At 73.3% G+C, this 23,482-nt stretch carries 22 protein-coding genes; 14 read left to right on the top strand and 8 right to left on the bottom strand.

The features are described from left to right. Positions 1–131: 131 nt before the first annotated feature. Positions 132–515 (top strand): hypothetical protein, encoded by a 384-nt coding sequence (locus JOF36_RS13515; RefSeq protein WP_210027124.1) that lies wholly within the window; start codon positions 132–134, stop codon positions 513–515. Between the two features lie 50 nt (positions 516–565). Next, complete coding sequence (locus JOF36_RS13510) at positions 566–1,438, top strand: PaaX family transcriptional regulator (protein ID WP_372447379.1); 873 nt, start codon at positions 566–568, stop codon at positions 1,436–1,438. A gap of 21 nt (positions 1,439–1,459) precedes the next feature. Here the strand turns inward: JOF36_RS13510 and JOF36_RS13505 are convergent, their stop codons facing one another. Beyond that, the gene (locus JOF36_RS13505) at positions 1,460–1,846 is read right to left on the bottom strand and encodes a nuclear transport factor 2 family protein (RefSeq protein ID WP_210027123.1); all 387 of its coding nucleotides are present in this window, start codon (positions 1,844–1,846) and stop codon (positions 1,460–1,462) included. A 116-nt stretch (positions 1,847–1,962) separates the two neighbouring features. Here JOF36_RS13505 and JOF36_RS13500 point away from each other — a divergent pair, with 116 nt between their 5' ends. Next, the gene (locus JOF36_RS13500; RefSeq protein WP_210027122.1) at positions 1,963–2,514 is read left to right on the top strand and encodes a DUF1707 SHOCT-like domain-containing protein; all 552 of its coding nucleotides are present in this window, start codon (positions 1,963–1,965) and stop codon (positions 2,512–2,514) included. Between the two features lie 49 nt (positions 2,515–2,563). Then, positions 2,564–4,186 carry a fatty acyl-CoA synthetase gene (locus tag JOF36_RS13495; RefSeq protein WP_307862365.1) on the top strand — a complete coding sequence of 541 codons (1,623 nt, stop codon included), beginning with the start codon at positions 2,564–2,566 and terminating at the stop codon, positions 4,184–4,186. On the opposite strand, the gene JOF36_RS13490 is transcribed toward JOF36_RS13495, so the two are convergent. Continuing rightward, positions 4,166–6,043, bottom strand: coding sequence for a helix-turn-helix domain-containing protein (locus JOF36_RS13490; protein WP_210027121.1), 1,878 nt, complete (start codon positions 6,041–6,043; stop codon positions 4,166–4,168). The two genes, JOF36_RS13495 and JOF36_RS13490, sit on opposite strands and share 21 nt — an antisense overlap. A gap of 25 nt (positions 6,044–6,068) precedes the next feature. Continuing rightward, positions 6,069–6,830 carry a FadR/GntR family transcriptional regulator gene (locus JOF36_RS13485; protein ID WP_210027119.1) on the bottom strand — a complete coding sequence of 254 codons (762 nt, stop codon included), beginning with the start codon at positions 6,828–6,830 and terminating at the stop codon, positions 6,069–6,071. Between the two features lie 298 nt (positions 6,831–7,128). Between JOF36_RS13485 and JOF36_RS13480 the strand changes: the two genes are divergently transcribed. Genes JOF36_RS13480 through rutA form a run of 7 tightly spaced genes read left to right on the top strand, consistent with a single transcriptional unit; the run spans position 7,129 to position 15,182 of the window. Then, a complete protein-coding gene (locus JOF36_RS13480; protein ID WP_210027118.1) occupies positions 7,129–7,653 on the top strand; it encodes a MaoC family dehydratase in 525 nt (174 codons plus the stop codon). After that, a complete protein-coding gene (locus JOF36_RS13475; protein ID WP_210027117.1) occupies positions 7,650–8,858 on the top strand; it encodes a CaiB/BaiF CoA transferase family protein in 1,209 nt (402 codons plus the stop codon). The genes JOF36_RS13480 and JOF36_RS13475 overlap by 4 nt, the downstream gene beginning before the upstream one ends. A 1-nt stretch (position 8,859) precedes the next feature. Next, positions 8,860–10,023 carry an acyl-CoA dehydrogenase family protein gene (locus JOF36_RS13470; protein WP_210027116.1) on the top strand — a complete coding sequence of 388 codons (1,164 nt, stop codon included), beginning with the start codon at positions 8,860–8,862 and terminating at the stop codon, positions 10,021–10,023. Next, entirely contained in the window at positions 10,020–11,642 is a 1,623-nt protein-coding gene (locus JOF36_RS13465) for an amidase (protein WP_307862364.1), read from the top strand. Before JOF36_RS13470 ends, JOF36_RS13465 begins: the two co-directional genes overlap by 4 nt. A 30-nt stretch (positions 11,643–11,672) precedes the next feature. Further along, positions 11,673–13,067 (top strand): MmgE/PrpD family protein, encoded by a 1,395-nt coding sequence (locus JOF36_RS13460; RefSeq protein ID WP_210027115.1) that lies wholly within the window; start codon positions 11,673–11,675, stop codon positions 13,065–13,067. Further along, positions 13,060–14,106, top strand: coding sequence for an LLM class flavin-dependent oxidoreductase (locus tag JOF36_RS13455; protein ID WP_210027114.1), 1,047 nt, complete (start codon positions 13,060–13,062; stop codon positions 14,104–14,106). Before JOF36_RS13460 ends, JOF36_RS13455 begins: the two co-directional genes overlap by 8 nt. A 23-nt stretch (positions 14,107–14,129) precedes the next feature. Continuing rightward, the gene (rutA, locus tag JOF36_RS13450; protein ID WP_210027113.1) at positions 14,130–15,182 is read left to right on the top strand and encodes a pyrimidine utilization protein A; all 1,053 of its coding nucleotides are present in this window, start codon (positions 14,130–14,132) and stop codon (positions 15,180–15,182) included. 31 nt (positions 15,183–15,213) lie between these two features. On the opposite strand, the gene JOF36_RS13445 is transcribed toward rutA, so the two are convergent. After that, positions 15,214–15,606, bottom strand: a complete 393-nt coding sequence (locus JOF36_RS13445; RefSeq protein ID WP_210027111.1) for a DUF5313 family protein — start codon at positions 15,604–15,606, stop codon at positions 15,214–15,216. Positions 15,607–15,653: 47 nt separating this feature from the next. Here JOF36_RS13445 and JOF36_RS13440 point away from each other — a divergent pair, with 47 nt between their 5' ends. After that, entirely contained in the window at positions 15,654–16,103 is a 450-nt protein-coding gene (locus JOF36_RS13440) for a MarR family winged helix-turn-helix transcriptional regulator (RefSeq protein ID WP_307862363.1), read from the top strand. A 4-nt stretch (positions 16,104–16,107) separates the two neighbouring features. On the opposite strand, the gene ygiD is transcribed toward JOF36_RS13440, so the two are convergent. Next, positions 16,108–16,971, bottom strand: a complete 864-nt coding sequence (gene ygiD / locus JOF36_RS13435) for a 4,5-DOPA-extradiol-dioxygenase (RefSeq protein ID WP_307862362.1) — start codon at positions 16,969–16,971, stop codon at positions 16,108–16,110. A gap of 114 nt (positions 16,972–17,085) precedes the next feature. Here ygiD and JOF36_RS13430 point away from each other — a divergent pair, with 114 nt between their 5' ends. Beyond that, positions 17,086–17,601: an isochorismatase family protein gene (locus JOF36_RS13430; RefSeq protein WP_245351886.1), complete on the top strand. Its 516-nt coding sequence runs from the start codon at positions 17,086–17,088 to the stop codon at positions 17,599–17,601. A gap of 160 nt (positions 17,602–17,761) precedes the next feature. Here the strand turns inward: JOF36_RS13430 and JOF36_RS13425 are convergent, their stop codons facing one another. Further along, positions 17,762–21,361 carry an indolepyruvate ferredoxin oxidoreductase family protein gene (locus JOF36_RS13425; protein WP_210027108.1) on the bottom strand — a complete coding sequence of 1,200 codons (3,600 nt, stop codon included), beginning with the start codon at positions 21,359–21,361 and terminating at the stop codon, positions 17,762–17,764. Between the two features lie 187 nt (positions 21,362–21,548). Between JOF36_RS13425 and JOF36_RS13420 the strand changes: the two genes are divergently transcribed. Continuing rightward, a complete protein-coding gene (locus tag JOF36_RS13420; protein ID WP_210027107.1) occupies positions 21,549–21,992 on the top strand; it encodes an Lrp/AsnC family transcriptional regulator in 444 nt (147 codons plus the stop codon). A gap of 92 nt (positions 21,993–22,084) precedes the next feature. Here the strand turns inward: JOF36_RS13420 and JOF36_RS13415 are convergent, their stop codons facing one another. Next, positions 22,085–22,582: an Rv2732c family membrane protein gene (locus JOF36_RS13415; protein ID WP_210027106.1), complete on the bottom strand. Its 498-nt coding sequence runs from the start codon at positions 22,580–22,582 to the stop codon at positions 22,085–22,087. An 81-nt stretch (positions 22,583–22,663) separates the two neighbouring features. After that, positions 22,664–23,368, bottom strand: a complete 705-nt coding sequence (locus JOF36_RS13410) for a M24 family metallopeptidase (RefSeq protein ID WP_210027105.1) — start codon at positions 23,366–23,368, stop codon at positions 22,664–22,666. Between the last annotated feature and the right edge of the window lie 114 nt (positions 23,369–23,482).

Raw genomic sequence — 23,482 nt, 5'->3', positions numbered from 1 at the left:
TTGCCACGATCGTTGTACCTTGGACAGGACCGAACCCCCCACCCGAGGAGCACGACGACGGTGAAGCTAGCAGTGATCGTGGGTGGCACCCGGGCGGTGCGGCCACGGGCGCCACGACAGATCGTCGCCTGATGGCTCCGCAGTGGCGACGAACGGGCTTCCTCCTCGACGCCCTGTTCAAGGGAGGCGTGGCTCTGGCCTACGCCGGCCTCGCGGTCCCGATCGGTGAGGCACTGGCGGTTCCGGCGGGGGTCGTCCGGGCGACCGCGGTACCGGTACTGCTCAGTGGCGTCGCCGAAGGCGCGTTCGCGATCCGGAGCGCGGCCGCCACCCACACCCGCTACCTCGTCGCCTACGACGGCGGCTGGGTGCTGGTGACCGGACTCTGTGCTGCTCTCCTCGCCGGCGGCGCGACCGGTGCGGGGCCGATCTGGTTCGGCTACCAGGCCATCGCCTCCCTCGCGGTCGCCGTGGCCTTCGCCGCGGGGACACGTGCTCCGGTCCGATCCGGTTGACACCGTGCACGTCCGGGCGCACGTCCGGTGCGCCTCGTATCATCCCGGGCGTGACGACAGTCGCCGATGCGCTAGAGCCGGACGAGGACCGTGCCGGGTCCCTGACCGAGATGCTCACCGTCCCACCGCCGCGCCGGCTCATCGTGTCGGTGTACGGCCTGTACGCCCGCGAGCGCGGTGGCGCGCTGTCGGTGGCGTCGCTGGTGCGCCTGCTCGGTGACCTCGGGGTGGACGGGCAGGCGGTGCGCTCGGCGGTGTCCCGCCTGAAGCGGCGCGGCCTGCTCGAGCCGGAGAAGGTCGGCGGCTCCGCCGGGTACCGGCTGTCCGCGGCGGCGTCCGACGTCCTCGCCGAGGGTGACGAGCGGATCTTCACCCGGCGTCGCGCCGGGGCCGGTGAAGGCTGGCTGCTGGTCGCGTTCTCGGTCCCGGAGAGCGCTCGCGACCAGCGGCACCAGTTGCGGAGCCTGCTGATCCGGCTGGGGCTGGGCACCGTCGCCCCCGGGCTGTGGGTGGCGCCGGCGCACCTGGAGGCGGAGATCTCGCACGCGTTGGAACGGGCGGAGCTGCGCGGGTACACGGAGCTGTTCCGCAGCCGGCACGTCGCCGGGCGGCCGCTGCCGGAGACGGTCGCGTCGTGGTGGGACCTGGACGCGCTGGACGCGCAGTACACGGCGTTCCTGGACCGTCAGGAGCCGGTCCGGCGAGCCTGGCAGGAGACCGACGGGACACCCGCGCTGGCGTTCGCCGACTTCGTGACGCTGGTGACGGTGTGGCGGCGGCTGCCCTACCTCGACCCGGGCCTGCCGCTCGACGCGCTGCCCGAGGACTGGGTCGGGAGCCGCGCCGAGGAGCTGTTCGGGGAACTGCGGGCCCGGCTGGCCGGGCCGGCCCGCGAGCACGTCACCCACGTTCTCGGGGCCTGACCCGCCCCGCTCGTGGGACGCTCAGTCGAAGAACTTGCGCCGCCGGATCTCGGCGCGTCGGTGGCGGAGCCGCCAGCCGTGCCGGGTGCGGACGATCTCGTCGTGGTAGTCCCCGGTGACCGGCGGCCCCTCGTTCGGGAAGCCGATGAACTTGCTGTGCCCGCGCACCGTGTCGGCGTCCACCTCGGTCAGCGTCGTGTTCACCGTCAGGTGCGCGTACATGTTGCGGCCCTTGAAGTTCGCCACGATGTCCTCGATGCCGTGCAGGTCCGGTTGCCCGCTCGCGGAGCGGTCGAACACGAAGCCGGGGGCGAACACGTCGCTCGCCCGGTCCCAGTCGTGGTCGTCGACGACATGGCCGTAGTCGGCCAGCAGCGCGTGGATCTGCATCGAGTCCTCCGGAGTCATGCACCGACCCTGCCACCGGGGACGGCCGGCCCACAGGGGGAAGGAGGCCGGGCGCGGGGCCGAGATCAGGGGGAACCCTGGTGCACCGCCCGCCCCGGCCGAGCACGATCGGTGTCATGACCTCCTCCGAGCACCCGGTGGCCCCGCGGGACCTGCGCGTCTCGCACTCCGAGCGCGAGCACGTCAGCGCCCTGCTCGCGCGACACCACGCCGAGGGCAGGCTGACCGCGTCGGAGTTCTCCGAGCGATCCGTCCACGCTTCCGCGGCGGTGACCCGCGCGGAGCTCAACGCGACGGTGGCCGACCTGCCGGGCGCGCTCGACGTCGTCCCGACGCGGGAGGTGCTGGAGCTGACGAACACCGCGGGTGACCTGCGGCGCGACGGCGAATGGCTGGTCCCGCCGCGGATCGTGGTGCGCTCGTGGTTCGGCAACGCCCGGCTCGACATGCGCACCGCCCGGTTCGTCACCGGCGAGGTCGTGATCGAGTGCGACCTGACGTTCGGCAACCTGGATCTGCGGCTCCCGCCGGGGGCCACGGCCGACGTCGAGGAGACGAGCACGTCGGTCGGTTCGGTGATCGACAAGCGCGGGGCGCGCAGCGAGCGAGGTGTCCCCCACGTGATCGTCCGGGGTGGGACGCTGGTCGGCAACATCCGGATCCGCTGACGGGCGCTGCCGCCCGTCCCGGATCCGGCCGCCGGAGAAGGAGCATCGGGTGGACGATCTCGACAGGTACCTGCCGCCGTACACGGCCGACCTCGCGAGGGCCCGCCGGCAGACCGTCGGCACGCTGCTCTCCCGCACGGCGGCGAAGGTCGAGAGCAGGACAGCCGTCGTGCACCGGGACACCCGGCGCACGTTCGCCGAGCTCGACACCGACGCGAACCGCGTCGCGAACGCGCTGGTCGAGCGTGGTGTCGCGCGGAACGACCGGGTCGCGATCCTGTCCCGCAACTCGTACGCGTTCGTCGTCGCGTACTTCGCGCTGGCGCGGGTCGACGCCATCTCGGTCCCGGTGAACTTCAACTTCACCGCGGGCGAGGTGCGCTACGTGCTCGATGACAGCGCGGCGACGGCGGCCGTCGTCGAGGACGCGCTGACGGACACGTTCGAGGCCGCCGGTGTCGACGTCGGGCTGCGGATCGTGGTCGGCACCCGCAGCGGGTGGACCGGCTTCGACGAGCTGCTCGCCCACGACGACGCCACCGAGCCGGACGTCGAGATCGGCGACGACGACCCCGTGCAGCTGCTCTACACGAGCGGCACCACGTCCGCCCCCAAGGGCGCGATCATGACCAACCGGAACCTGATCGCCCAGTACGTCAGCGACATCGTCGACGGCGAGTACCACCGCGACGACATCGAGCTGCATGCGCTGCCGCTCTACCACTGCGCCGCGCTGCACGACTTCCTCACCCCGGACGTCTACCTGGGCGCGACCAGCGTGATCGTCGACTCGCCGGATCCGGAGACGATCCTGAGCACGGTCGCCGCCGAGGGTGTGAACAAGATGTTCTGCCCGCCGACGGTGTGGATCCGGCTCCTGCGCTCCCCGGCGTTCGACCGCTACGACCTGTCGTCGTTGCGCAAGGGCTACTACGGAGCGGCGATCATGCCGGTCGCCGTGCTGACCGAGCTGGGCGAGCGGCTCCCGGGGATCCGGCTGTTCAACTACTACGGCCAGACCGAGCTCGCGCCGAACGCCACCGTGCTGTTCCCCGAGGAGCAGATCGCCAAGGCGGGCACGGCGGGGCGGGCGAGCCTGAACGTCGAGACCCGGCTGCACGACGAGAACGACCGGCCGGTGCCCGTCGGTGAGGTCGGCGAGATCGTGCACCGCACCCCGCACGCGATGCGCGGCTACTGGGGAAAGCCGGAGGCCACCGCCGAGGTGTTCCGTCACGGCTGGTTCCACAGCGGTGACCTGGGGACGATGGACGCCGACGGCTACCTGACCGTCGTCGACCGCAAGAAGGACCTCATCATCACCGGTGGCGAGAACGTCGCGAGCCGCGAGGTCGAGGACGCGATCTACGAGCACCCCGCCGTGAACGAGGTCGCCGTGTTCGGGGTGGCGCACCCGGAGTGGATCGAGGCGGTCGCCGCCGCGGTGGTGCTGCGCGACGGCGCGGTCGCGGAGCCCGCGGAGATCGTCGCCCACACCCGGGAACGGCTGGCCGGGTTCAAGTCGCCCAAGTACGTGGTCGTGGTCGACGAGCTGCCCAAGAACCCGAGCGGGAAGATCCTCAAGCGCGATCTCCGCGACACCTACGCGGCCCTCGCCGCCAGAACCTCGGACGCCGAGCAGCGGGAGGGATCAGGATCCGCGACCCGATGACCCCAGCCGGTGCAGCCGCAGTGCCAGCTGCACCTCCAGCGAGCGGTCGGGGTGCTGCCAGTCCGGCCCGAGCAGCGTGCCGATCCGCTCGGGGCGCTGCGCGACCGTGTTGACGTGCACGTGCAGCGCCGTCGCCGCCCGGGTCGGGCTCGCCCCGGCGGCGTAGTACGCCTCCAGGGTGCGCATCAGTTCGCTGCCGCGGCGCGCGTCGTGCTCGGCGACCGGGCCGAGGATCCCGGCGACGTACCCCGCGACGTCCGGCCGGTCACCGAGCAGCAGCCCGGCGAACCCCAGGTCGCAGGCGGCCGCCGACTCCCCTGCCCGGTCCAGGGCCAGCAGCGCCTCCACCGAGCGCCGGGCCTCGGCGAGCGCGGCCACCGCGCCGCCGGCCGGGCGGAACGGGCCGGCCGCGCCCACGGTGACGTGGGCATCCGGGTCCTGCTCGCTCGCCGGCCGGGCCAGCCGGGCGCCGGCCGCGGTCGGGTCGTCACCGGGCAGCAGCACGACGACGGCGCCGTCCTGCTCCCCCACCAGCCCGGACCGTCCGCCGAGGGTCGCCGCCTCGCGGGCCAGCGCGCGTCGCCGCGCGGGGTGACAGCGGCAGACCAGCAGGACGTGCGGGCGGCGGGCCGACACGCCCAGCCCGGCCAGGCGGGTGAGCGTCGCCGTGCGCGGCGAGCCGGCGGCGGCCAGCAGCTCGGCGAGGCCGTCGGCACGGTCTCGCCGGTCGGTCTCGTCGGCCCGCTGGGCGAAGAGCAGGACGAGCGCGGCGACCATCGCGGCGCGCTCGACGGTCCGGATCTGGCCCGGCGAGAGCTCCGCCCCTGCTCCGTCCGGCTCGGCACCGATTCCGCCCAGCAGCAGCGTCCCGAGCCGCTGCCCGCCCGCGACCACCGGGGCCACCCACGTCCCGCCCGCGCACGGGACCACGACCGGCCGTCCGGACGGGTCCTCGGCACGGCGCAGGGCCGCGGCGACGTCCAGCCCGGCCGGGACCGGCCCGTACCGCGCGACCGGGGTGCGGTCCAGGTCGAGCACCGCGACCCAGCCGCCGAGCAGCCGCCCCAGCGCCTCGGCGATGTCGCCGACGTCGCCGCCCTCCAGCACGACGCCGGCGAACCGGTCGTGCGCGTCGGCCGCCTCGGCGATCGCGGCGTGCGCGCCCCGCAGCGCCTCCAGGGCGTCTGCGGTGTCGGCGAGGCGGCGGGTCTGCACCAACGAGACGGCGGCCAGCGCGGCGAGCGAACCGAGCAGCGCGGCGTCGTCGGGGGTGAACGGACGGGCCGACCGGTTGGCGGCGAACAGGACGCCGACGAACTCGTCGTCGACCAGCAGCGGGGTGCCGCAGATCGCGACGATCCCCTCCTCACCGACCGCGGTGTCGATCGCCTCGGTGTGCCGGTACCGGGGATCGCCGGCGTAGCGGCCGGTCCAGTGCGGGGTGCGGCTGGCCGCGACGAGGCCACCGAGCCCGGCGCCGAGCGGGAGCCGCAGGGTCTGGAACCTGCGCGACACCGAGCCGGAGGTGACGCGCATGTAGGTGTCGCCCCGGTCGGCGTCGTACAGGGTCAGGTAGACGACGTCGGTGCCGAGCAGCGCCCGGGCCCGGCGGACGATCGCGGTCAGCACCGAACCGGTGTCCGACTCGGACGCCAGGTCGCGGGCGATCTCCACGAGCGCGGTCAGCTCGGACTCGCGGCGGCGCCCGGCATCCATGACCGACCGGATCCGCAGCGCCAGTGCCCCGGCCTCCGGGTCGGACACCGCCAGCCCCGCGGCGACCCGGTCGAGCTCGTCGGAGGCGTCGCCGTCGGCCCGGCCGGCGAGCAGCCGGAGCAGGTCGAGGACGGTGCGCACCCGCGCCATCCTGCCGCGCCCGGCGTCAGTCCGACTTCCAGGCCCCCGGCCTGCCGTAGAGCTCGCGCAGGTCGAGCAGGTGGCTGCGCATCGCCTCCTCGGCCTCGGCCGCCTCACCCCGCGCGATGTGCTCGGTGATCTCGGCGTGGCAGGCGTCGACCGCGGCCCAGCGCTCCGGGGCGACCGCGGCGCGGTTCAGCCGGGTGCGCAGCACGTCGCCGACCGGCTGCCCCATCATCGTGAGCATCAGGTTGCCGGTGGCCATGAGCACCGTGGTGTGGAAGTCCATGTGCTCGACGAACCCGCTGGGGTCGCGGGGGTCCCGCGGCGCCGAGGCGGCCGTGCGCAGTGCCTCGACGGTCTCCGGTGCGGCGCGCTGGGCGGCGAGCCTGGCCGCGGCCGGCTCCAGCAGGAGCCGGGCCTCCAGCAGGTCCGCCATCCCCAGCCGCGGGGTCGCGACGAGCACTCCGAGCGCGCCGCCGACGTCCTCGACCAGGCGGGCCGGGTCCGGGGCGGCCACGAACGACCCGCCCTGCACCCCGCGCCGGGTGTCGATCAGGTGCTGGCTCGCCAGCACCCGCAGCGCCTCCCGCACCGTGGACCGGCTGACCCCGAACATGCCGGTCAGCTCGCTCTCCGCGGGCAGCCGCGCCCCGGCCGCGAGCGCGCCGCGCATGATCTGGGAACGCAGCTCGTCGGCGACCTGGCGGTAGGCCGGGCGGACCCGCTGCACCTGCAGGCGGGCGGTCGGCGCGCCGGCCGCGGGATGTTCCGCACTCGGGCTCATGGTCACGCTCCGCAGATCGCTCGCGCCGGGTCCGACCTGCCGGGGACCGGCGGGCCGCACCGAGCGTACCGACTCGCGACGGCAACGCAGGGCACCGGTCCGTAAAACCTCAGGCATATTCACCGCAACGTGTCGAACGTGCCACTGTTCCAGCGAACCGAGCCCTTGCCCGACAAGTGTCTGATGTTTACGGTCGACGTGGCCCGGGACACCGCGACGGTACGTGGCGGGCCGGCCCGCACAGGTCAGCGACGACCCGTGACCGTCGGCGGTCACGGTGGACGAGGGAGCCGAGCACGTGACGATCAAGCCGGGATGGCAGGGGCGCTTCTTCGAGGACTTCGAGGTGGGCGACGTCTACCAGCACCCCCTCGGGCGGACGATCAGCGAGACCGACAACACCTGGTTCACCCTGCTGACGATGAACACCAACCAGGCGCACTTCAACGCCCAGGTGGGTGCGTCCTCGGAGTTCGGGCGGATGCTCGTCGTCTCCCCGCTGACGATCTCGATCGCAATGGGTCAGTCGGTCGTCGACACCTCGCAGAACGCGTTCGCCAACCTCGGCGTCGACGAGCTGCGGCTGACCGCACCGGTGTTCGTCGGCGACACGATCTGGTCCGAGTCGATCGTGCTGGACAAGCGGGAGTCCGGCTCGCGGCCCACGGCCGGGATCGTCTCGATCCGGACCCGCACCCTGAACCAGGACGCCGTCCAGGTCCTGACCTTCAAGCGCGCCTTCTACGTGCACAAGCGCGAGGCCGACGGGGCCGCGTCGCTGTTCCCGCAGGCCGCGACCCCGCTCACCCTGGACGACGCGTGAGGCGGCCGCTGGAGGACATCCGGATCGTCTCGCTGGAGCAGTACGGCGCCGGCCCGTTCGGGTCGATGCACCTGGCCGAGCTCGGCGCGGAGATCATCAAGATCGAGGACCCCTCGGCGGGCGGCGACGTCGGCCGTTCCATCCCGCCCTACACCGCCGAGGACGACTCGCTGTTCTTCCAGTCGTTCAACCGGGACAAGTCCTCGATCACCCTGGACATCCGCACGCCCGAGGGCCGCGAGGTGTTCCGGGACCTGGTCCGCACCGCCGACGCCGTCTACTCCAACCTGCGCGGCGACGTCCCGGCGAAGCTGGGCATCCGCTACGAGGACCTCAAGGAGGTCAACCCGCGGATCGTCTGCTGCTCGCTGACCGGGTTCGGGATGACCGGGCCGCGTTCGGGCGAGCCGGGTTACGACTACGTGCTCCAGGCTCTCGGCGGGTGGATGTCGCTGACCGGCGAGCCCGGCGGGGCACCGCAGAAGACCGGGCTGTCGCTGGTCGACTACTGCGGCGGCTACGTCGCCGCGATCTCGTTGCTGGGCGCGATCCACGGCGCCCGGCGCGACGGCGTCGGCACCGACTGCGACCTCTCGCTCTACGACACCGCGATCAGCCTGCTCACCTACCCCGGCACCTGGCACATGACCGCCGACTTCGAGCCGGCCCGCACCCGGCACTCGGCGCACCCGTCGCTGGTCCCGTTCCAGGCCTTCGAGGCCGCCGACGGCTGGCTGGTCGTCGGCTGCGCGAAGGAGAAGTTCTGGCAGCGGCTCACCGTCGTGCTCGGCCGCACGGACCTCGCGGACGACCCGCGGTTCGCGACCTTCGCCGACCGTGCCCGGCACCGCGACGAGCTCGTCCCCGAGCTCGAGGCGCTGTTCCGCACCCGCACCGTGGCCGACTGGCTGGCCCCGATGTACGCGGCCTCGATCCCGTGCGCCCCGGTCCGGGACGTGGCCGGCGCGCTGACCGACCCGCACACCCTCGAACGCGACCTCGTGGCCGAGACCGAGCACGAGGCGTTCGGTCAGGTCCGCAGCCTGCGAAGCGCCGTACGGGTGGGGCCGCCGGGCGCCGACCGGGTACCCACCCGGCCGGCACCGGCGATGGGCGCCGACACCGACCGGGTGCTGCGCGAGCTGGGCTACGACGACGCGACGATCACCGCGCTCCGGTCCTCCGGCGCGCTGGGAAAGGGCTGAGATGGACTTCCGGCTGACCGACGAGCAGCGCCTGTTCCGGGACACCCTGCGTTCCTTCGTCGAGAAGGAGATCGTGCCGGTGGCCCGGGAGTGGGAGCAGTCCGGCCGCTACCCCACCGAGATCGTCGAGGGGATGAAGCAGCTCGGCCTGTTCGGCCTGGCCGTCCCCGAGGAGTACGGCGGGCTGGCGGCGGACACGGTGTCGTTCGGCCTCGCGTTCGAGGAGATCGCGCGCGGCTGGATGGGCATCGCCGGGATCCTCGGCAGCCACTCGGTGTCCTGTTTCATGCTGGCCCGGCACGGCACCGAGGAGCAGAAGCAGCGCTACCTGCCCGACCTGGCCACCGGCGCGCGGCGCACCGGGATCGCGCTCACCGAACCCGGCGCGGGCACCGACCTGCAGGGCATTCGCACCACCGCGCGCCGCGACGGTGACGACTACATCGTCAACGGCACCAAGATGTGGATCACCAACGCTCGGCACGCCGATCCGCTTCCGGTGCTGGTCAAGACCGACCCGTCCGCGGAGCCCGCGCACAAGGGCATGAGCATCCTGCTCGTCGAGGCGACCTCCCCCGGCTTCGAGGTCACCGCCGACATCGGCAAGCTCGGTTACAAGGGCACCGAGTCCTGCGAGGTCGTGCTGACCGACGTCCGCGTCCCGGCGTCGCAGCTGCTCGGCGGGATCGAGGGCCGCGGGCTGCAGCAGGCGCTGTCGTCGCTGGAGACCGGCCGGATCAACATCGCCGCGCGCAGCGTGGGGATCGCCCAGCGCGCCTACGACGAGGCGCTCGGCTACGCCCGCCAGCGCACCGCGTTCGGCCGCCCGATCGGCGAGTTCCAGGCCGTCGAGCAGCGCCTCGCCCAGATCGCGGTGCGACTGCAGGCCGCCCGGCTGATGACCTACTGGGCCGCGTCCCGGATGGACGAGGGCGTCCGGATGGACACCGAGTCCGGGATGGCCAAGATCTTCGCCTCGGAGCAGGCGCTGGAGTGCGCGATCGACTCGATGCGCATCCACGGCGGCTACGGCTACTCGACCGAGTTCGAGATCGAGCGGCTCTACCGCGACGCCCCGCTCATGTCGATCGGCGAGGGCACCAACGACGTGCTGCGCGGGGTCGTGGCCAAGGCGCTGCTCTCCGGAAAGGCGACCGTACGGTGACGTCCGCCGACGAGCTCGGCGCGCTCGCCGCGCGGCTGGGCTACGCGCTGGAGCCGGACCAGGTCACCGCGATGCACGAGGCGGTGGCCGGGGCCGAACCGGTCGCCGCGGCACTGCGCGAGATCCCGGTGCACGCGGTGTCGGCGGACCCGGTCGCCGGCGACGCCTGGGTGGTCCCCCCGTCCGGGAGCGCGCCGGGCCGCAGCGGCGCGGGCGGGAACGCGTCCGCCGGGGGCGATCCGCTGGCCGCGGAGCTGCGGGCGGCCTGGTCCGGCCGGGTGCCGGAGTCACTGGACCGCATCGAGCGGCTGCACGCCGAGCTGAACTGCACGATCCGGGTGCTGCGCGAGCGCGCACTCGCCCACTCCGAGCCCCCCGGCGGCCCACGGCTGCTGGAGGGCGTGCCCTTCGCGGTCAAGGACGTCATCGACGTCGCCGGGGTCCCGACGACGGCCGCCTCCCGTACCCGCGCCGACGCGCCGCCGGCGGCGGAGTCCGCGACGGTCGTCGCCCGGCTGGAGGCGGCCGGGGCGGTCCCGGTGTCCAAGGACGCGACCACCGAGTTCGCCGTCGGCGGGCCGCACCCGCCGCTGACCGGCGCCTGCCGCAACCCGTGGGATCCCGAGCGCTGGGCGGGCGGCTCGTCGACCGGCACCGCCGCAGCAGTCGCGGCCGGGGTCGTGCCGTTCGGGCTGGGCACCGACGTCGGCGGCTCGGTCCGGCTGCCCGCCGCCTGGTGCGGGCTGACCGGGCTCAAGCCGACCGCGGGCACGATCCCGCGGACCGGCTCGGTGCCGCTGTCGTGGACCACCGAGACCATCGGCCCGCTGGCCCGCGACGCCCGCACCGTCGGGCTGGTGTTCGGACTACTCCGGGGCCCGGACGGGCGTGACCCCCGGGTCCCGGAGCTCCTGCCACTGCCCCCGACGACGGCACCGGCGGACCTGCGCGGCATGCGGATCGCCCGGCCGGAGGGGTACCTGACCGAGCTCTGCGACGGCGCGGTCCGGTCCGGTGTGGACCATCTGGTCGACGTGCTCGTCGACGCCGGCGCCGAGATCGTGTCCGGCGACATCCCGTCCGCGCACCGGGCGCTGCCGATCGGCTACCAGATCGTGTTCACCGAGGCGGTCTCGGTGCACCGGGCCGACACCGCGCGGTGGGCCGACTACGACCCGGTGACCGTGCGCCGGATCAGCCAGGGCATCACCACCCCGGCCGCGGACTACCTGCGGGCGCTGCAGTTCCGGGCCGAGCTGCAGTCCGAACTGGACGCGGTGTTCGCCGGCGCCGACCTGATCGTCGTCCCGACCACTCCGGCGACCGCACCCCGGCTGCCGGACTGCACGGTCACCGTGGACGGCGAGCGCTACCCGCTCTACGCCGCCCAGTCGCGGGCCACGATGCTCGGCAACCTCACCGGTGCGCCCGGGCTCGCGCTGCCGACCGGGCTCGCCCCGGACGGCTGCCCGGTCTCCGCGCTGCTGATCGCCCGCCCGCACGACGAGATCACCGCGCTGCGGGTCGCGGCCCTGTTCCAGGACCGCACCGCACACCACCGCCGGCGCCCGCCGATCACGGAGCGGATCGGTGGCCCCTTCCCACCCGAATACGTCTGACCTATTCTCGCCACCGACTGGAGGTCACCGATGACCCTGAGCCCGGCCCCGCCGAGCACCACCACCCTGTCCGGCACGGTGGGTGAGTTCGCCGCACGCACCACGCTCGACGACGTCCCCCCGGAGGTGCTGGAGCGGGCGCGGCACCTGGTGCTGGACGCTGTCGGCCTGGCGTTCGCCTCCACCGCGTACCCCTTCCCCGCCGTCGCGCTGCAGGCGCTGTCCGCCTTCGGCGGCGCCGGCGAGCAGCCGGTACTCGGCATGGCGGACCGCCTCCCGGCCCGCGACGCAGCGGTGCTCAACGGCGTGCTGATCCACGGCATGGACTTCGACGACACGCACATCCCGGCGGTCACGCACGTCTCGGCGGCCGCGCTGCCCGCGGCGCTGGCGGCCGCGATCTCGGCCGGCGCGGACACCCGGACGCTGCTGCTGGCCTACGTGCTCGGCGTCGAGGTCTCGGCCCGGGTCGGCATCGGCGGCGCGGGCGGTTTCCACGACGTCGGCTTCCATCCCACCGCGGTGGCCGGGGCGTTCGGGTCCGCGGTCGCGGCCGGCAAGGTCACCGGGCTGGACGCGGCCGGGCTCGCCCGGGCACAGGGCGTCGTCGGGTCGATGAGCGCCGGCCTGCTGGAGTTCCTCGCCGACGGCTCCTGGACCAAGCGTCTGCACCCCGGCTGGGCGGCGATGTCGGGGCTGACCGCCGCCGGGTTCGCGAAGGCAGGCTGGAGCGGTCCGCCGGAGGTCTACGAGGGACGGTTCGGCCTCTACAACACCCACCTGGCCGGGCGGGAGAGCCGGCCCGAGGCGGTCGGCACCGAGCTGGGGCAGACCTGGGAGCTGATGCGGACCGCGGTGAAGCCCTACCCGATCTGCCACTTCATCCACGCCTTCGCCGACGCCGCCCTCACGCTGCGGCCGGAGATCGGCGACACGGCGATCACCGAGATCCGCTGCGCGATCCACCCGGTCCCGGGCAAGGTCGTCTGCGAGCCGCCGGAGGCGAAGTGGGCCCCGCGCGACGAGTACGACGCCAAGTTCAGCCTGCCCTACGTGGTCGCGACGACGCTGACCCGCGGCCGGTTCACCCTCGCCGAGCTGGAGGACGAGGCGCTCGCCGACCGGGCCGTGCTCGACCTGGCCCAGAAGGTGCGGGTCTCCGAGGACGAGGACAGCGCCTTCCCCGCCGCCTACTCCGGAGCCGTCGAGATCGAGCTCGCGGACGGCCGGGTGCTGCGGCACCGCGAGCAGATCAACCGCGGCCACGAGGAGCGCCCGCTCACCAACGACGAGATCGTCGCCAAGTTCCGGGACACGATCGGCCGGGTCGCACCGACCGCCGTCGCCGACCGGGTCCAGGAGGCGGTGCTCGGGCTCGGCGACGACACCCCGGCCGCCGACTTCGCCGAGGCCTGCCGTGGCTGACCGGCCCGTCCAGGTGGGGGTGTTCCTCACCCACCAGCAGCCCGCGGGCCGGGACCCGCTGGTCGCCCTGGACGAGCAGCTGCGGCTGGTACGGGCCGCCCGCGACGGCGGCCTCGACTCGGTGTTCGCCGGGCAGCACCACCTGCCCGACTCGTTCTCCCACATCCAGCCGCTGCCGTGGCTGGCCCGGCTCGCCGCGGACGCGGGCGGGATGCGGATCGGCACCGGCATCCATCTGCTGGCGCTGCACAACCCGGTGGACACCGCGGAGAACTACGCCGGCCTGGACGTCGTGGCGGGCGGCCGGTCGGTGTTCGGCGTCGGACTGGGCTACCGCGAGACCGAGTACGCCGCGTTCGGGATCCCGCCCGGGGAGAAGGTCCGCCGGTTCACCGAGAACCTGCGGATCGTGCGCGAGCTGTGGTCCGGCGAGCCGGTGCACGCCGACCTGCCCTGGTGCCGGCTGGACGGCGTCGCGGCGACGACCCGGCCCGCGTCGTCGCCACCGGTGTGGATGGCCGCCAACTCCGACGCCGCGGTCCGCCGGGCGGCCCGGCTGGCCGACACCTGGATGATAAACCCGCACGCCACCGCCGGCACCGTGCGCCGTCAGCTCGAGCTGTTCCACACCGAGCGGGCCGACGCCGGCCGCGGGCCGCTCGGTGAGCTGCCGCTGATGCGCGAGGTCTACTGCGCCCCCACCCGCGAGCGCGCCGTGGAGCTGGCCCGGCCGCACCTGGCCGCGAAGTACCAGGTCTACGCCGACTGGGGCCAGGATCGTGTCCTGCCCGGAAAGGACTCGTTCCGGGCAGGTTACGACGACCTCGCCCACGACCGGTTCGTGGTGGGCTCACCGGAGGACTGCCTCGCGGCGCTGCTGCCGTGGCGCGACGAGCTCGGCGTCGACCACTTCGTACTCCGCACCGACTGGGCCGGCATGCCGGTCGACGACTCGCTCGCCTCACTGGAGCTGCTCGCCCGCGAGGTGGCTCCCGTACTGCGTTCCGCCCCTGCCGTCCGGCCCGACGCGGCCGGCTGATCCTCGACCGGAAGGACTCCCCCGTGGACTTCGGTGTCTTCATCCCCATCGGCAACAACGGCTGGCTGATCTCGGAGAACAGCCCCCAGTACATGCCGTCGTTCGACCTGAACAAGCGTGTCGTGCAGGAGGCCGAACGGCAGGGCTTCGCGTTCGCCCTGTCGATGATCAAGCTGCGCGGCTTCGGCGGGAAGACCGAGTTCTGGGACCACAACCTGGAGTCGTTCACCCTGATGGCCGGGCTGGCGGCGGTCACCGATCGGATCAAGCTCTATGCCTCCACCGCCGTGCTCACCCTGCCGCCGGCACTGGTCGCCCGGATGGCCACCACGATCGACTCGATCGCACCGGGCCGGTTCGGGATCAACATCGTGTCCGGCTGGGCCAAGGGCGAGTACGACCAGATGGGCCTGTGGCCCGGCGACGACTACTTCAACTACCGCTACGACTACTCCACCGAGTACGTCCGGGTGCTGCGCGACCTGTTCGAGCGGGGTCGCTCCGACCTGCAGGGCGAGTACTTCACGATGAACGACTGCGTGCTCTCGCCCCAGCCGTCGGGCCACGTGGACATCGTCTGCGCCGGCCAGTCCGACCGCGGGATGCGGATGGTCGCCGAGTACGGCGACTACAACTTCGTGCTGCACCCCGGCGTCAACGACCCGGAGGTCTACCGCGAGTCGACCCAGCGCCTGGCCAAGGCCGCCGCGGCGACCGGGCGCGACGTCGGATCGATGCCGCTGTTCATGGCGATCATGGCCGACACCGATGAGGAGGCCCAGGCCAAGTGGGCCTCCTACAACGCCGGTGCCGACGCCGCGGCGCTGGGCTACATGTCCGACGAGGGCGGCCGGGACGCCGGCACGGACGACGGCGGTACCGCGCGGATGATCAACCTCCCGGAGGGGGCGGTCAACTTCAACATGGCGACGCTGGTCGGCAGCCACGAGACGGTCGCGCGGCAGATCGACCAGGTCGCGAAGATGCCGGGGGTGAAGGGAATGATGTTCACCTTCGACGACTTCGAGCAGGGCGTGCACGACTTCGGCACGAAGGTGAAGCCACTGCTGGGCTGACGGCGAGGCCGGGCCCGCCGCCCGGGGACGCTCAGTCGCGCCAGCGGCGTTCGTAGCGTTCCCGGGCCTGGGCCCGGCCGCCCTCGTCGGCCGCGGCGCGCACGGCGGCGGCGTGCCCGACCGGGTAGCCGGCCTTCGCCACCCGGTGCTCGACCGACTCGTACATGTAGGCCGAGCCGTAGAAGTAGCCCAGCAACGCACCGGCGAGCACCGACAGCGCCTTCACGTAGACCGGGCCGGGGATCAGCAGGAACAGCACGACCCCGATCGGTGCCAGCTGCACGGTGACCCGGCCGAGGTGGCGCCACTGCCAGGTCCGGGTCGTCACGTCGTGCAGCACCCAGGTGTGGTGCCGGGCGGGCAGCCCGGCGCCGACGGCGTACAGCAGCCAGCGCAGCGGGTTCGGCCGGATCGGCTGATCCATTGTTGGCCCTCCAATTCTTGGTGCCCCAACAGTGTACGATAAGTATCGTGGACAGCGACACCGAGACCGGGACCGACCTGCTTCGCCTCGACCGCCAGGTCTGCTTCGCGCTGGCCGTCGCCTCGCGGAACGTGATCGCGCTGTACCGGCCGCTGCTCGAGCCGATGGGGCTGACCCATCCCCAGTACCTGGTGCTGCTCGCGCTGTGGGAGCGGTCGCCGCGGTCGGTCGGCGACCTGGCGGGCGAGCTCGCCCTCGACCCGGGAACGCTCTCCCCCCTGCTCAAGCGCCTGGAGTCGGCCGGGCTGGTGGACCGGCGCCGAGTGCCCGGCAACGAGCGGACACTCGCCGTGACCCTGACCGAGGACGGCCGCGCCCTGCGCGCACGCGCCGAGGCGATCCCGCCCGCGATCGTCGAGCGTCTCGGCCTGCCGCTCGCCGAGCTGGAGGAGCTCCGCGAGGTACTGAACCGGGTGATCCGGGCCTCGACGGACTGACCCGTCAGATGTTCGACGACTCCGGGGGCGCCTGCGGTGCCGTGGCGGGCGCTCCGGCGTCGCTCTCCGGCCCCGGCGGGCAGTGCAGCCCCACGGTATAGGCCGTCATCGACAGCGACCCGTAGGCGTAGCCCTCGACCAGCACCTGCGGGCGCTCACCGCGGTCGGCCGAGGCGAGCCCCGCGAGGTACAGGGCCGGGATGAAGTGGTCCTGGGTCGGCACGGCGAGCCGGTAGTCCCCGTGCCGGTCCAGCGTCGCGAACTCCGCCGGACGCTCGGTCATCAGCTCGCGTGCGGCGTCGTCGAACCGCTGTGCCCAGTCGTAGCCGAGATCCGGCCGGCCGAAATCGACCCCGCCCAGGTTGTGCACGACGTTGCCGCTGGCCACGACCAGCACCCCGGTCTCGCGCAGCCGGGCCAGCCGGGCGCCGAGGTCGAGGTGGTAGTCGAGCGGCTTCTCGGCGTTGATCGACAGCTGGACGACCGGGATCGACGCGTCCGGGAAGGCGTGCACCAGCACCGACCAGGTGCCGTGGTCGATGCCCCAGCTGTCGGCGTCGGCACCGACCCAGGTCGGCTTCACGATCTCGGCGACCTCGTCGTAGAGCTCGGGCAGGCCCGGCGCCGGGTACTGGACCTCGAACAACTCCCGTGGGAAGCCGTAGAAGTCGTGGATGGTGCGCGGCCGCGGCATCGCGGTCACCGCGGTGGCGTTGACGTACCAGTGCGCGGAGATCACCAGGATCGCCCGCGGGCGTGGCACCGTCTCGCCGAACCGGCGCCAGGCCTCGGTGTAGCGGTTCGTCTCGATCGCGTTCATCGGGTTGCCGTGCCCGAAGAACGCCGCCGGCATCAGCTGCTGCGCCACGGCGCCGAGGGTAGCGCCCCGAGGAGCCGGGAGCAGTGGTCAGCCGAGGCCGAGCGTCCGGGCCGCCACGCGCAACGGGCGCGTCCGGCCCGCGTTAGCCTCGGCGGCGTGCTGATGACCGCCGCCAACGCCGTACTGCTCCTGGTCGACCTGCAACAACGCCTGATGCCGGCGATCCACGACGGCGACAAGGTGATCGCCCGGGCCGCCCGTCTCGGCGAGGCGGCGACCCTGCTCGGCGTGCCGGTGCTGGCCACCGAGCAGGCCCCGGAGAAGCTCGGGCCGACCGTCGAGCAGCTCGCCGGCTACCCGCACCTGGTCATGCCGAAGACCCGGTTCGGCGCCGACGAGAGCGGCCTCGTCCCGCCCGGTCGCTCGGAGATCGTCATGAGCGGCGCGGAGGCGCACGTGTGCGTGCTGCAGACCGCGCTGCACCTCGCCGGCGACGGCCACCGGGTCCTGATCGTGGCCGACGCCGTCGGGTCCCGCGACCCCGACGACAAGGCCGTCGCGCTGGAGCGCGCCCGCGCGGCCGGCGCCGAGATCGTGACCTCGGAGATGGTGCTGTTCGAATGGCTGGCCGACGCGAGGCACCCGCGGTTCCGCGAGGTGCACAAGCTCCTGAAGTAGCCCCCGGCCCTCCGTGGTCAGGGGGAAGGATCCTCATGATCACCGGTTGTGGAGTGCCGCGAACGCTACGCGTACGGCGCACTCCTCAACCGGTGATCAGCCGGTGTCCGGGCGCGGCCGGCGTAGGCGCCCGGGGCCCCGGCGGGGCGGCCCGGGGGCTTCAGCTCCGCAGGGCTCCCATACGCGTCGCCGCCTCGGCGCGGAACCGTTCGACGCCGGCGAGCTTCACGTCCTCGTAGCCCTTCACCAGCGACGCGGTCTCCGCGACCGCCACCACCTCGTCCGTGGTGCTCGCGTCGAGGGATTCCAGCGCGGTGCGCACCACGGCCTGGTACTCCCCCACCAGCTCCCGCTCGACCCGCCGGACCCCGGCGTAGCCGAACACGTCCAGCGCGGTGCCGCGCAACCGTCGTGCCGCGCGCAGCGCCGTGAACGCCGGTCGCGCCACCCGACCGTCGATCTTGATCTTGCCCATTCCCAGCGCGCGCAGGAACGGCGGGTGCAGCATGACCGAGACCTTCGCGTCGGGCCCGTACTCGGCCTCCCGGCGGGCGACCTCGACCGGGTCGAGGTGCAACCGGGCGACCTCGTACTCGTCCTTGTAGGCCATCAGCGCGTGCAGCCCGCGGGCGTAGGCGGTACCGATCCGCGAGCCGGCCTGCTCGCCGGCGCGGGCGGTGGCGAGCGCCGCGACCCGGCGGACCTCCTCGGCGTAGCGCCGGGCGTACCCGGCGTCCTGGTAGCCGGTCAGGTCGGCGATCCGGACCTCGAGCAGCTGCTCGAGGTCCGGGTCCCCGGCGGCGGTCGACCGGGCGAGCTCCCCAGCCGCCCGGTCGACCGCGACGGTGGCCGGCTGCGGTGTGAGCAGCGCGGCCCGGACCGCGGCGGGGTCGAGTGCGGCGGCGCGGCCCCAGCGGAACGCGGTCAGCGTCCGCTCCACCGCGGCCCCGTTCAGCGCGATCGCCTCCTCGATGGCCTCGACCGACAGCGGCAGCACGCCGTGCTGGTAGGCGGCGCCGAGCAGCAGCATGTTCGTCGGGAGGTGGTCGTCGAACAGCGCCTCGGCGAGCGTCTGTGCGTCGACGGCCAACAGGTCCCGGGTCACGGCACCGATCCGCTCGACGGCGTCCTCGGTGGATCCCGGCAGCACGACGCGGCCGGTGACCATCGCCGCGGTCGGCATCAGCGAGGTGTTGACGACGGCGACGGTGTGCCCGGGGCGGGCGACGGCGAGGTTGGTGTCGGCGGCCGTGCCGACCACGTCCATCCCGATCAGGACGTCGGCGGTGCCCTTCGAGGCACGCAGGATGCCCGCGACGGGCTGCTTGGAGATCCGGACGTCGGAGACGACCGGGCCGCCCTTCTGCGCCAGCCCGACCTGTTCCAGACCGGCGGCGCACAACCCGTCGAGGTGCGCGGCCATCTGCAGGATCGCCGACGCGGTCACGACGCCGGTGCCGCCGATGCCGGGCATCCGGATGAGCGTGGTGTCGCCGTCGACCCGCGGCTGCGGCTCGGTCAGCGCGACCGGCAGCGCGGGAATCTCGCGGCGGGGCCGGGTTCCGGGCTCGACCAGCAGGAACGACGGGCAGTCGCCCTTGAGGCAGGAGAAGTCCGAGTTGCACGACGGCTGGTGGATGCGCGTCTTGCGGCCGAACTCCGTCTCGACCGGCAGCACCGACAGGCAGGTGCTCTTGTCCCCGCAGTCGCCGCAGCCCTCGCAGACCCGTTCGTTGACCACGACCTTCTCGGCGGGGGTGGGAAGCTTCCCGCGCTTGCGCAACCGTCGCTCCTCGGCGGCGCAGCGGTCGTCGTGGATCAGGACGGTCACGCCGTCGACCGCGCCCAGCTCGGACTCGACGTCCGCCAGGTCGTCGCGGTGCCGGACCGACGCGATCGGGTCCAGCGCGATCCCCCGGTACCGTTTCGGCTCGTCGGTGGTGACCACGATCCGCCGCACTCCCTCGACGGCGAGCGAGCGGGTGATCTCGGGGACCGCCATCCGGCCCTCGGCGCGCTGCCCGCCGGTCATGGCGACGGCGTCGTTGTAGAGCAGCTTGTAGGTCATCGTGACGCCGGCGGCGACGGCCGCGCGGATCGCCAGCGAGCCGGAGTGGTGGAACGTGCCGTCGCCCAGGTTCTGGACGAGGGTGCGGTCGTCGGTGAACGGCGCGAGCCCGAACCACTGGGCACCCTCGCCGCCCATCTGGGTCAGCCCGATCTGGCGGCCGCGGTGCCCGCCGTCGAGGGCGATCATCGCGTGGCAGCCGATACCGACCCCGACGAGCGTGTCGTCGCCGGTGCGGGTCGAGGTGTTGTGCGGGCAGCCGGAGCAGAAGTACGGCGTGCGGCTCCCCAGGTCGGCGGCCGTCGTGACACCGAGATCGATCCGGGACCGCTTCGGCGGGGCCAGTGCGTCCAGGTGCTCGTGGGCCCGCGCCGGCAGCTCGGCACCGCCGGCGGTCAGCCGGGCGGCGACGGCGCGGGCGACCTCCTCCGCGGACAGCTGGCCACGAGCGGGCAGCAGGGGGCGCCCGCGGTCGTCGCGCCGCCCGGTGATCAGCGGCTGGTGCGTGCCGCCGTAGAGGGCGTCGCGCAGGTGCCCCTCCAGGAACGGCACCTTGTCCTCGATGACGAGGACCTCGCCGACACCGTCGACGAGCCCGGCGAGCGCGTCGCGGTCGATCGGGAACGGCATCGCGAGCCGGATCAGCCGGATGCCGAGCGCGTCGAGCTCGCCCTCGCCGAGACCGAGGTCGTCAAGCGCGCGGAGCACGGTCGCGTAGCCGGTGCCGGAGGCGAGGATTCCCAGCCGCGGGTGCCGCGAGTCGAAGGTGACCCGGTTGAGCCCCGCCTCGCGGGCGTACTGGCGGGCGAGGTCGAGGCGGCGGGTCAGCTGGTCGTGCTCGGCCTCCACCGCGGCCGGGCCGACCAGCGGACCACTCTGGGCACGGCCGGTGGCGGGCGGGCGCGGGATCCCGAGCAGGTCCGGGTGCAGCGCGCCGAGGTCGATGGTGGACGACGCGTCCGCGACGTCGGCGACGATCTTCAATCCGGTCCAGAGGCCGGTGGCGCGGGACATCGCGACAGCGTGCAGCCCGAGCTCGACGACCTCGGCGACCGAGCCGGGCGCGAGCAGCGGCAGGCCGAGACTCTGCGCCATCGGCTCGCACGAGCTGGGCACCGTGGACGACTTGCAGGACGGGTCGTCGCCGATGATCGCGACGGCACCGCCGAGCCGCGCGGTGCCGGCCAGGTTGCCGTGCCGGATCGCGTCGGCGGCCCGGTCCAGGCCGGGGTTCTTGCCGTACCAGTACCCGACGACGCCGTCGTGCCGCCGCCCCGGGACGGCGTCGAGCATCTGGGTGCCGGCGACGGCGGTCGCGGCCAGCTCCTCGTTCAGCCCGGCCCGGAAGACGATGCCGGCCTCGTCGAGATGGCGACGGGCCCGGCCGAACTCGGCGTCCAGGCCGCCGAGCGGGGAGCCCTGGTACCCGGAGACGAACGACGCGGTGTCCAGCCCGCGCGCCCCGTCGAGACGGGACTGCTCCAGGGTGAGCCGGACGAGGGCCTGCACACCGGTCATCGGGGCTCGGCCGCCGGTCGCTGTGTACTTGTCGTCGAGGGTCACGGACTTGCCGTCGAGGGTCACGGACTTGCCGTCGACGGTCACGGCCTTCTCGTCGACGGTCACGGTCTTGCCGTCACGGGCCACGGACTTGTCGTCCAGGGTCACGGGGGCGTCGGTGGGACCGGTCATCGTCGGCTCCTCGCGGGTCGATGGTGGTGCGCGGGCCCCGATGCCCGGCCCGCAGCCTCCGGCGCGGCACCACCAGGACAGCGTGACCGCGACCACGCCGCAACACAGTCCGCGAAACTCGTCGGCAACACGCAACGGATAGAGTCCAGCCGTCATACGATCGACGATCCGTTGCGCAGGAGGCCCCGTGCCCGACATCGAGGTCGACGACATCGACCACGCTCTGCTGCGCCTGTTGCACGAGGACGGTCGCCGCACCTTCGCCGACATGGCCGGCCGGGTCGGGCTGTCCACGGCCGCGACGAAGCGCCGGATCGACCGGCTGCGCGAGACCGGGGTGATCACCGGCTTCACCGTCCAGGTCGACCACAAGAAGCTCGGCTGGGCGGTCGAGGCGTTCAGCGAGGTCCGCTACGCCGGCACGACCAGCGTCGGAGACATCGTCGAGACGGCGTCGCGCCAGCCCGAGGTGCAGGCCGTCTACACCGTCGCCGGTGACCTGGACGCACTCGTCCAGGTACGGGTGCGCGATCTCGAGCACCTGCAGGAGGTCATCGACCGGTTGCGGCGGACGGGGACGATCACCGGCACCCGCACCCTCATGGTGCTCGGCCGGTGGACCCGGACCTAGTGTCCTGTCGAGGAACGTTCGGCACGGAACTCGCCGGCCCCAGGCGTCCGCTTCCCACACCGACGTTCCTTGACGAGGGCACGAGCCGGCGATCAGGCCGGTGGTGTCTTCCCGGCCCGCGGGTGTGCCGCCACGACGATCCGCGCCCAGGTCGCGAACAGGATGCAGAAGCCCAGCACGGTGATGACCAGACCGGGCCCGATGTCGGCGTCCGCGGCGCTCGTCTGTTGCGACCAGAGCGCCCACAACCCGCTGAGGGCACCGACCGCGCTGATCGTCGCCGCGGCCCAGGCGAGCGGCCAGAACCGGATGAGCAGCGCGAGCACGGAGACGACCAGCCCGGCGACCGCGACCAGGGTGAACAGCCGGGGCAGTGGGCCCATCCCGGCGTGCCCGGCCAGCACCTGCCAGCCGGCGTAGCGATCCGACCAGGGCATCAACAGCGACGCCGTCACCGCGGCGACCGCGGCTCCCGCGACGACGGCGGACGGCCCGGGGTCGATCCAGCGCTCGACGCGCCAGGCGATGCGGGTCAGCTCCTTCTCCAGCTCGGCCGTCGCTTCAGGGCCGGAGGTGCGCCGTTCACTCATCGGGTCGTCCTCATCCTCGCGGGATGACGTGCATCTTGTCACGTGTTCGGCCTGCTGCGCGGCCCGGGCGCGTTCGTCCGGTCAGTGCCGCAGGGTGAGCAGTTGCTCGAAGAACCCGCCGATTCGCCGCTCGCGGTCGACGAGATGGATCTCCAGGATCCAGTGGCAGCGGCGGCCGGACGGGTCGAGCCGACGCATCGGGTGGTCACTGCCGGGGGCGATGTAGCTCTCGATCCGCTCGCCGTCGACGAACTCGTGCGGGAACTCGCCGACCAGGTGCCCGCTGTGCGGCCCGCCGAACGCCCAGCCCGCGGCCTCCGCCAGCCCGACGACGTGCGCGTACAGCTCGGCCCCGCTGATGTCGGGGTTCGCCTCGAAGTGCGCCCACCCGGCCTCCCAGATGCGCGGAAGGTCGTCGCGCAGGCGGAGCTTCACCGGGTCGTCGCCCAGCACGAACGTGCGGCCGACGTCCGCCTCCCACTCGGCGAAGATCGGGCCGAGGTCGACGAACACGATGTCGTCGCGGTCGATCACGCGGTCCGGCGGGTTCTCCCGGTACGGCGCCAGCGTGTTCTCCCCGGCCCGGACGATGCGCTTGTGCCAGTGCCGGTCGGTGCCGAAGAGCTCCGCGCCGAGGTCCCGCACCCGGTCGCTGACGGCACCTTCGGTCGCGCCGGGCGCGATCAGGCCCCGTCGGGTGGCCTCGTCGAACAGGGCGATCGCGTTGCGCTCGGCCTCGACGAGGTGGCGCGCACGTGTGTCCTCGTCGAGCGGGGTGCTCGTCATGGGCCGACCTCCCTCGTGTCCGCAGCCACGGTACGTGTGGAGCCGGCGGCTCGGCAGCATCGGCACGGGGCCGCCGGTGGCGAGGCGGGTCGGTGTCGGGGCCGGGTCGGTGGC

Source organism: Pseudonocardia parietis (assembly GCF_017876315.1).
Classification (GTDB): domain Bacteria; phylum Actinomycetota; class Actinomycetes; order Mycobacteriales; family Pseudonocardiaceae; genus Pseudonocardia; species Pseudonocardia parietis.
Note: the sequence above shows the minus strand (reverse complement) of the source record. Positions and strands in the feature narration are given on the sequence as shown.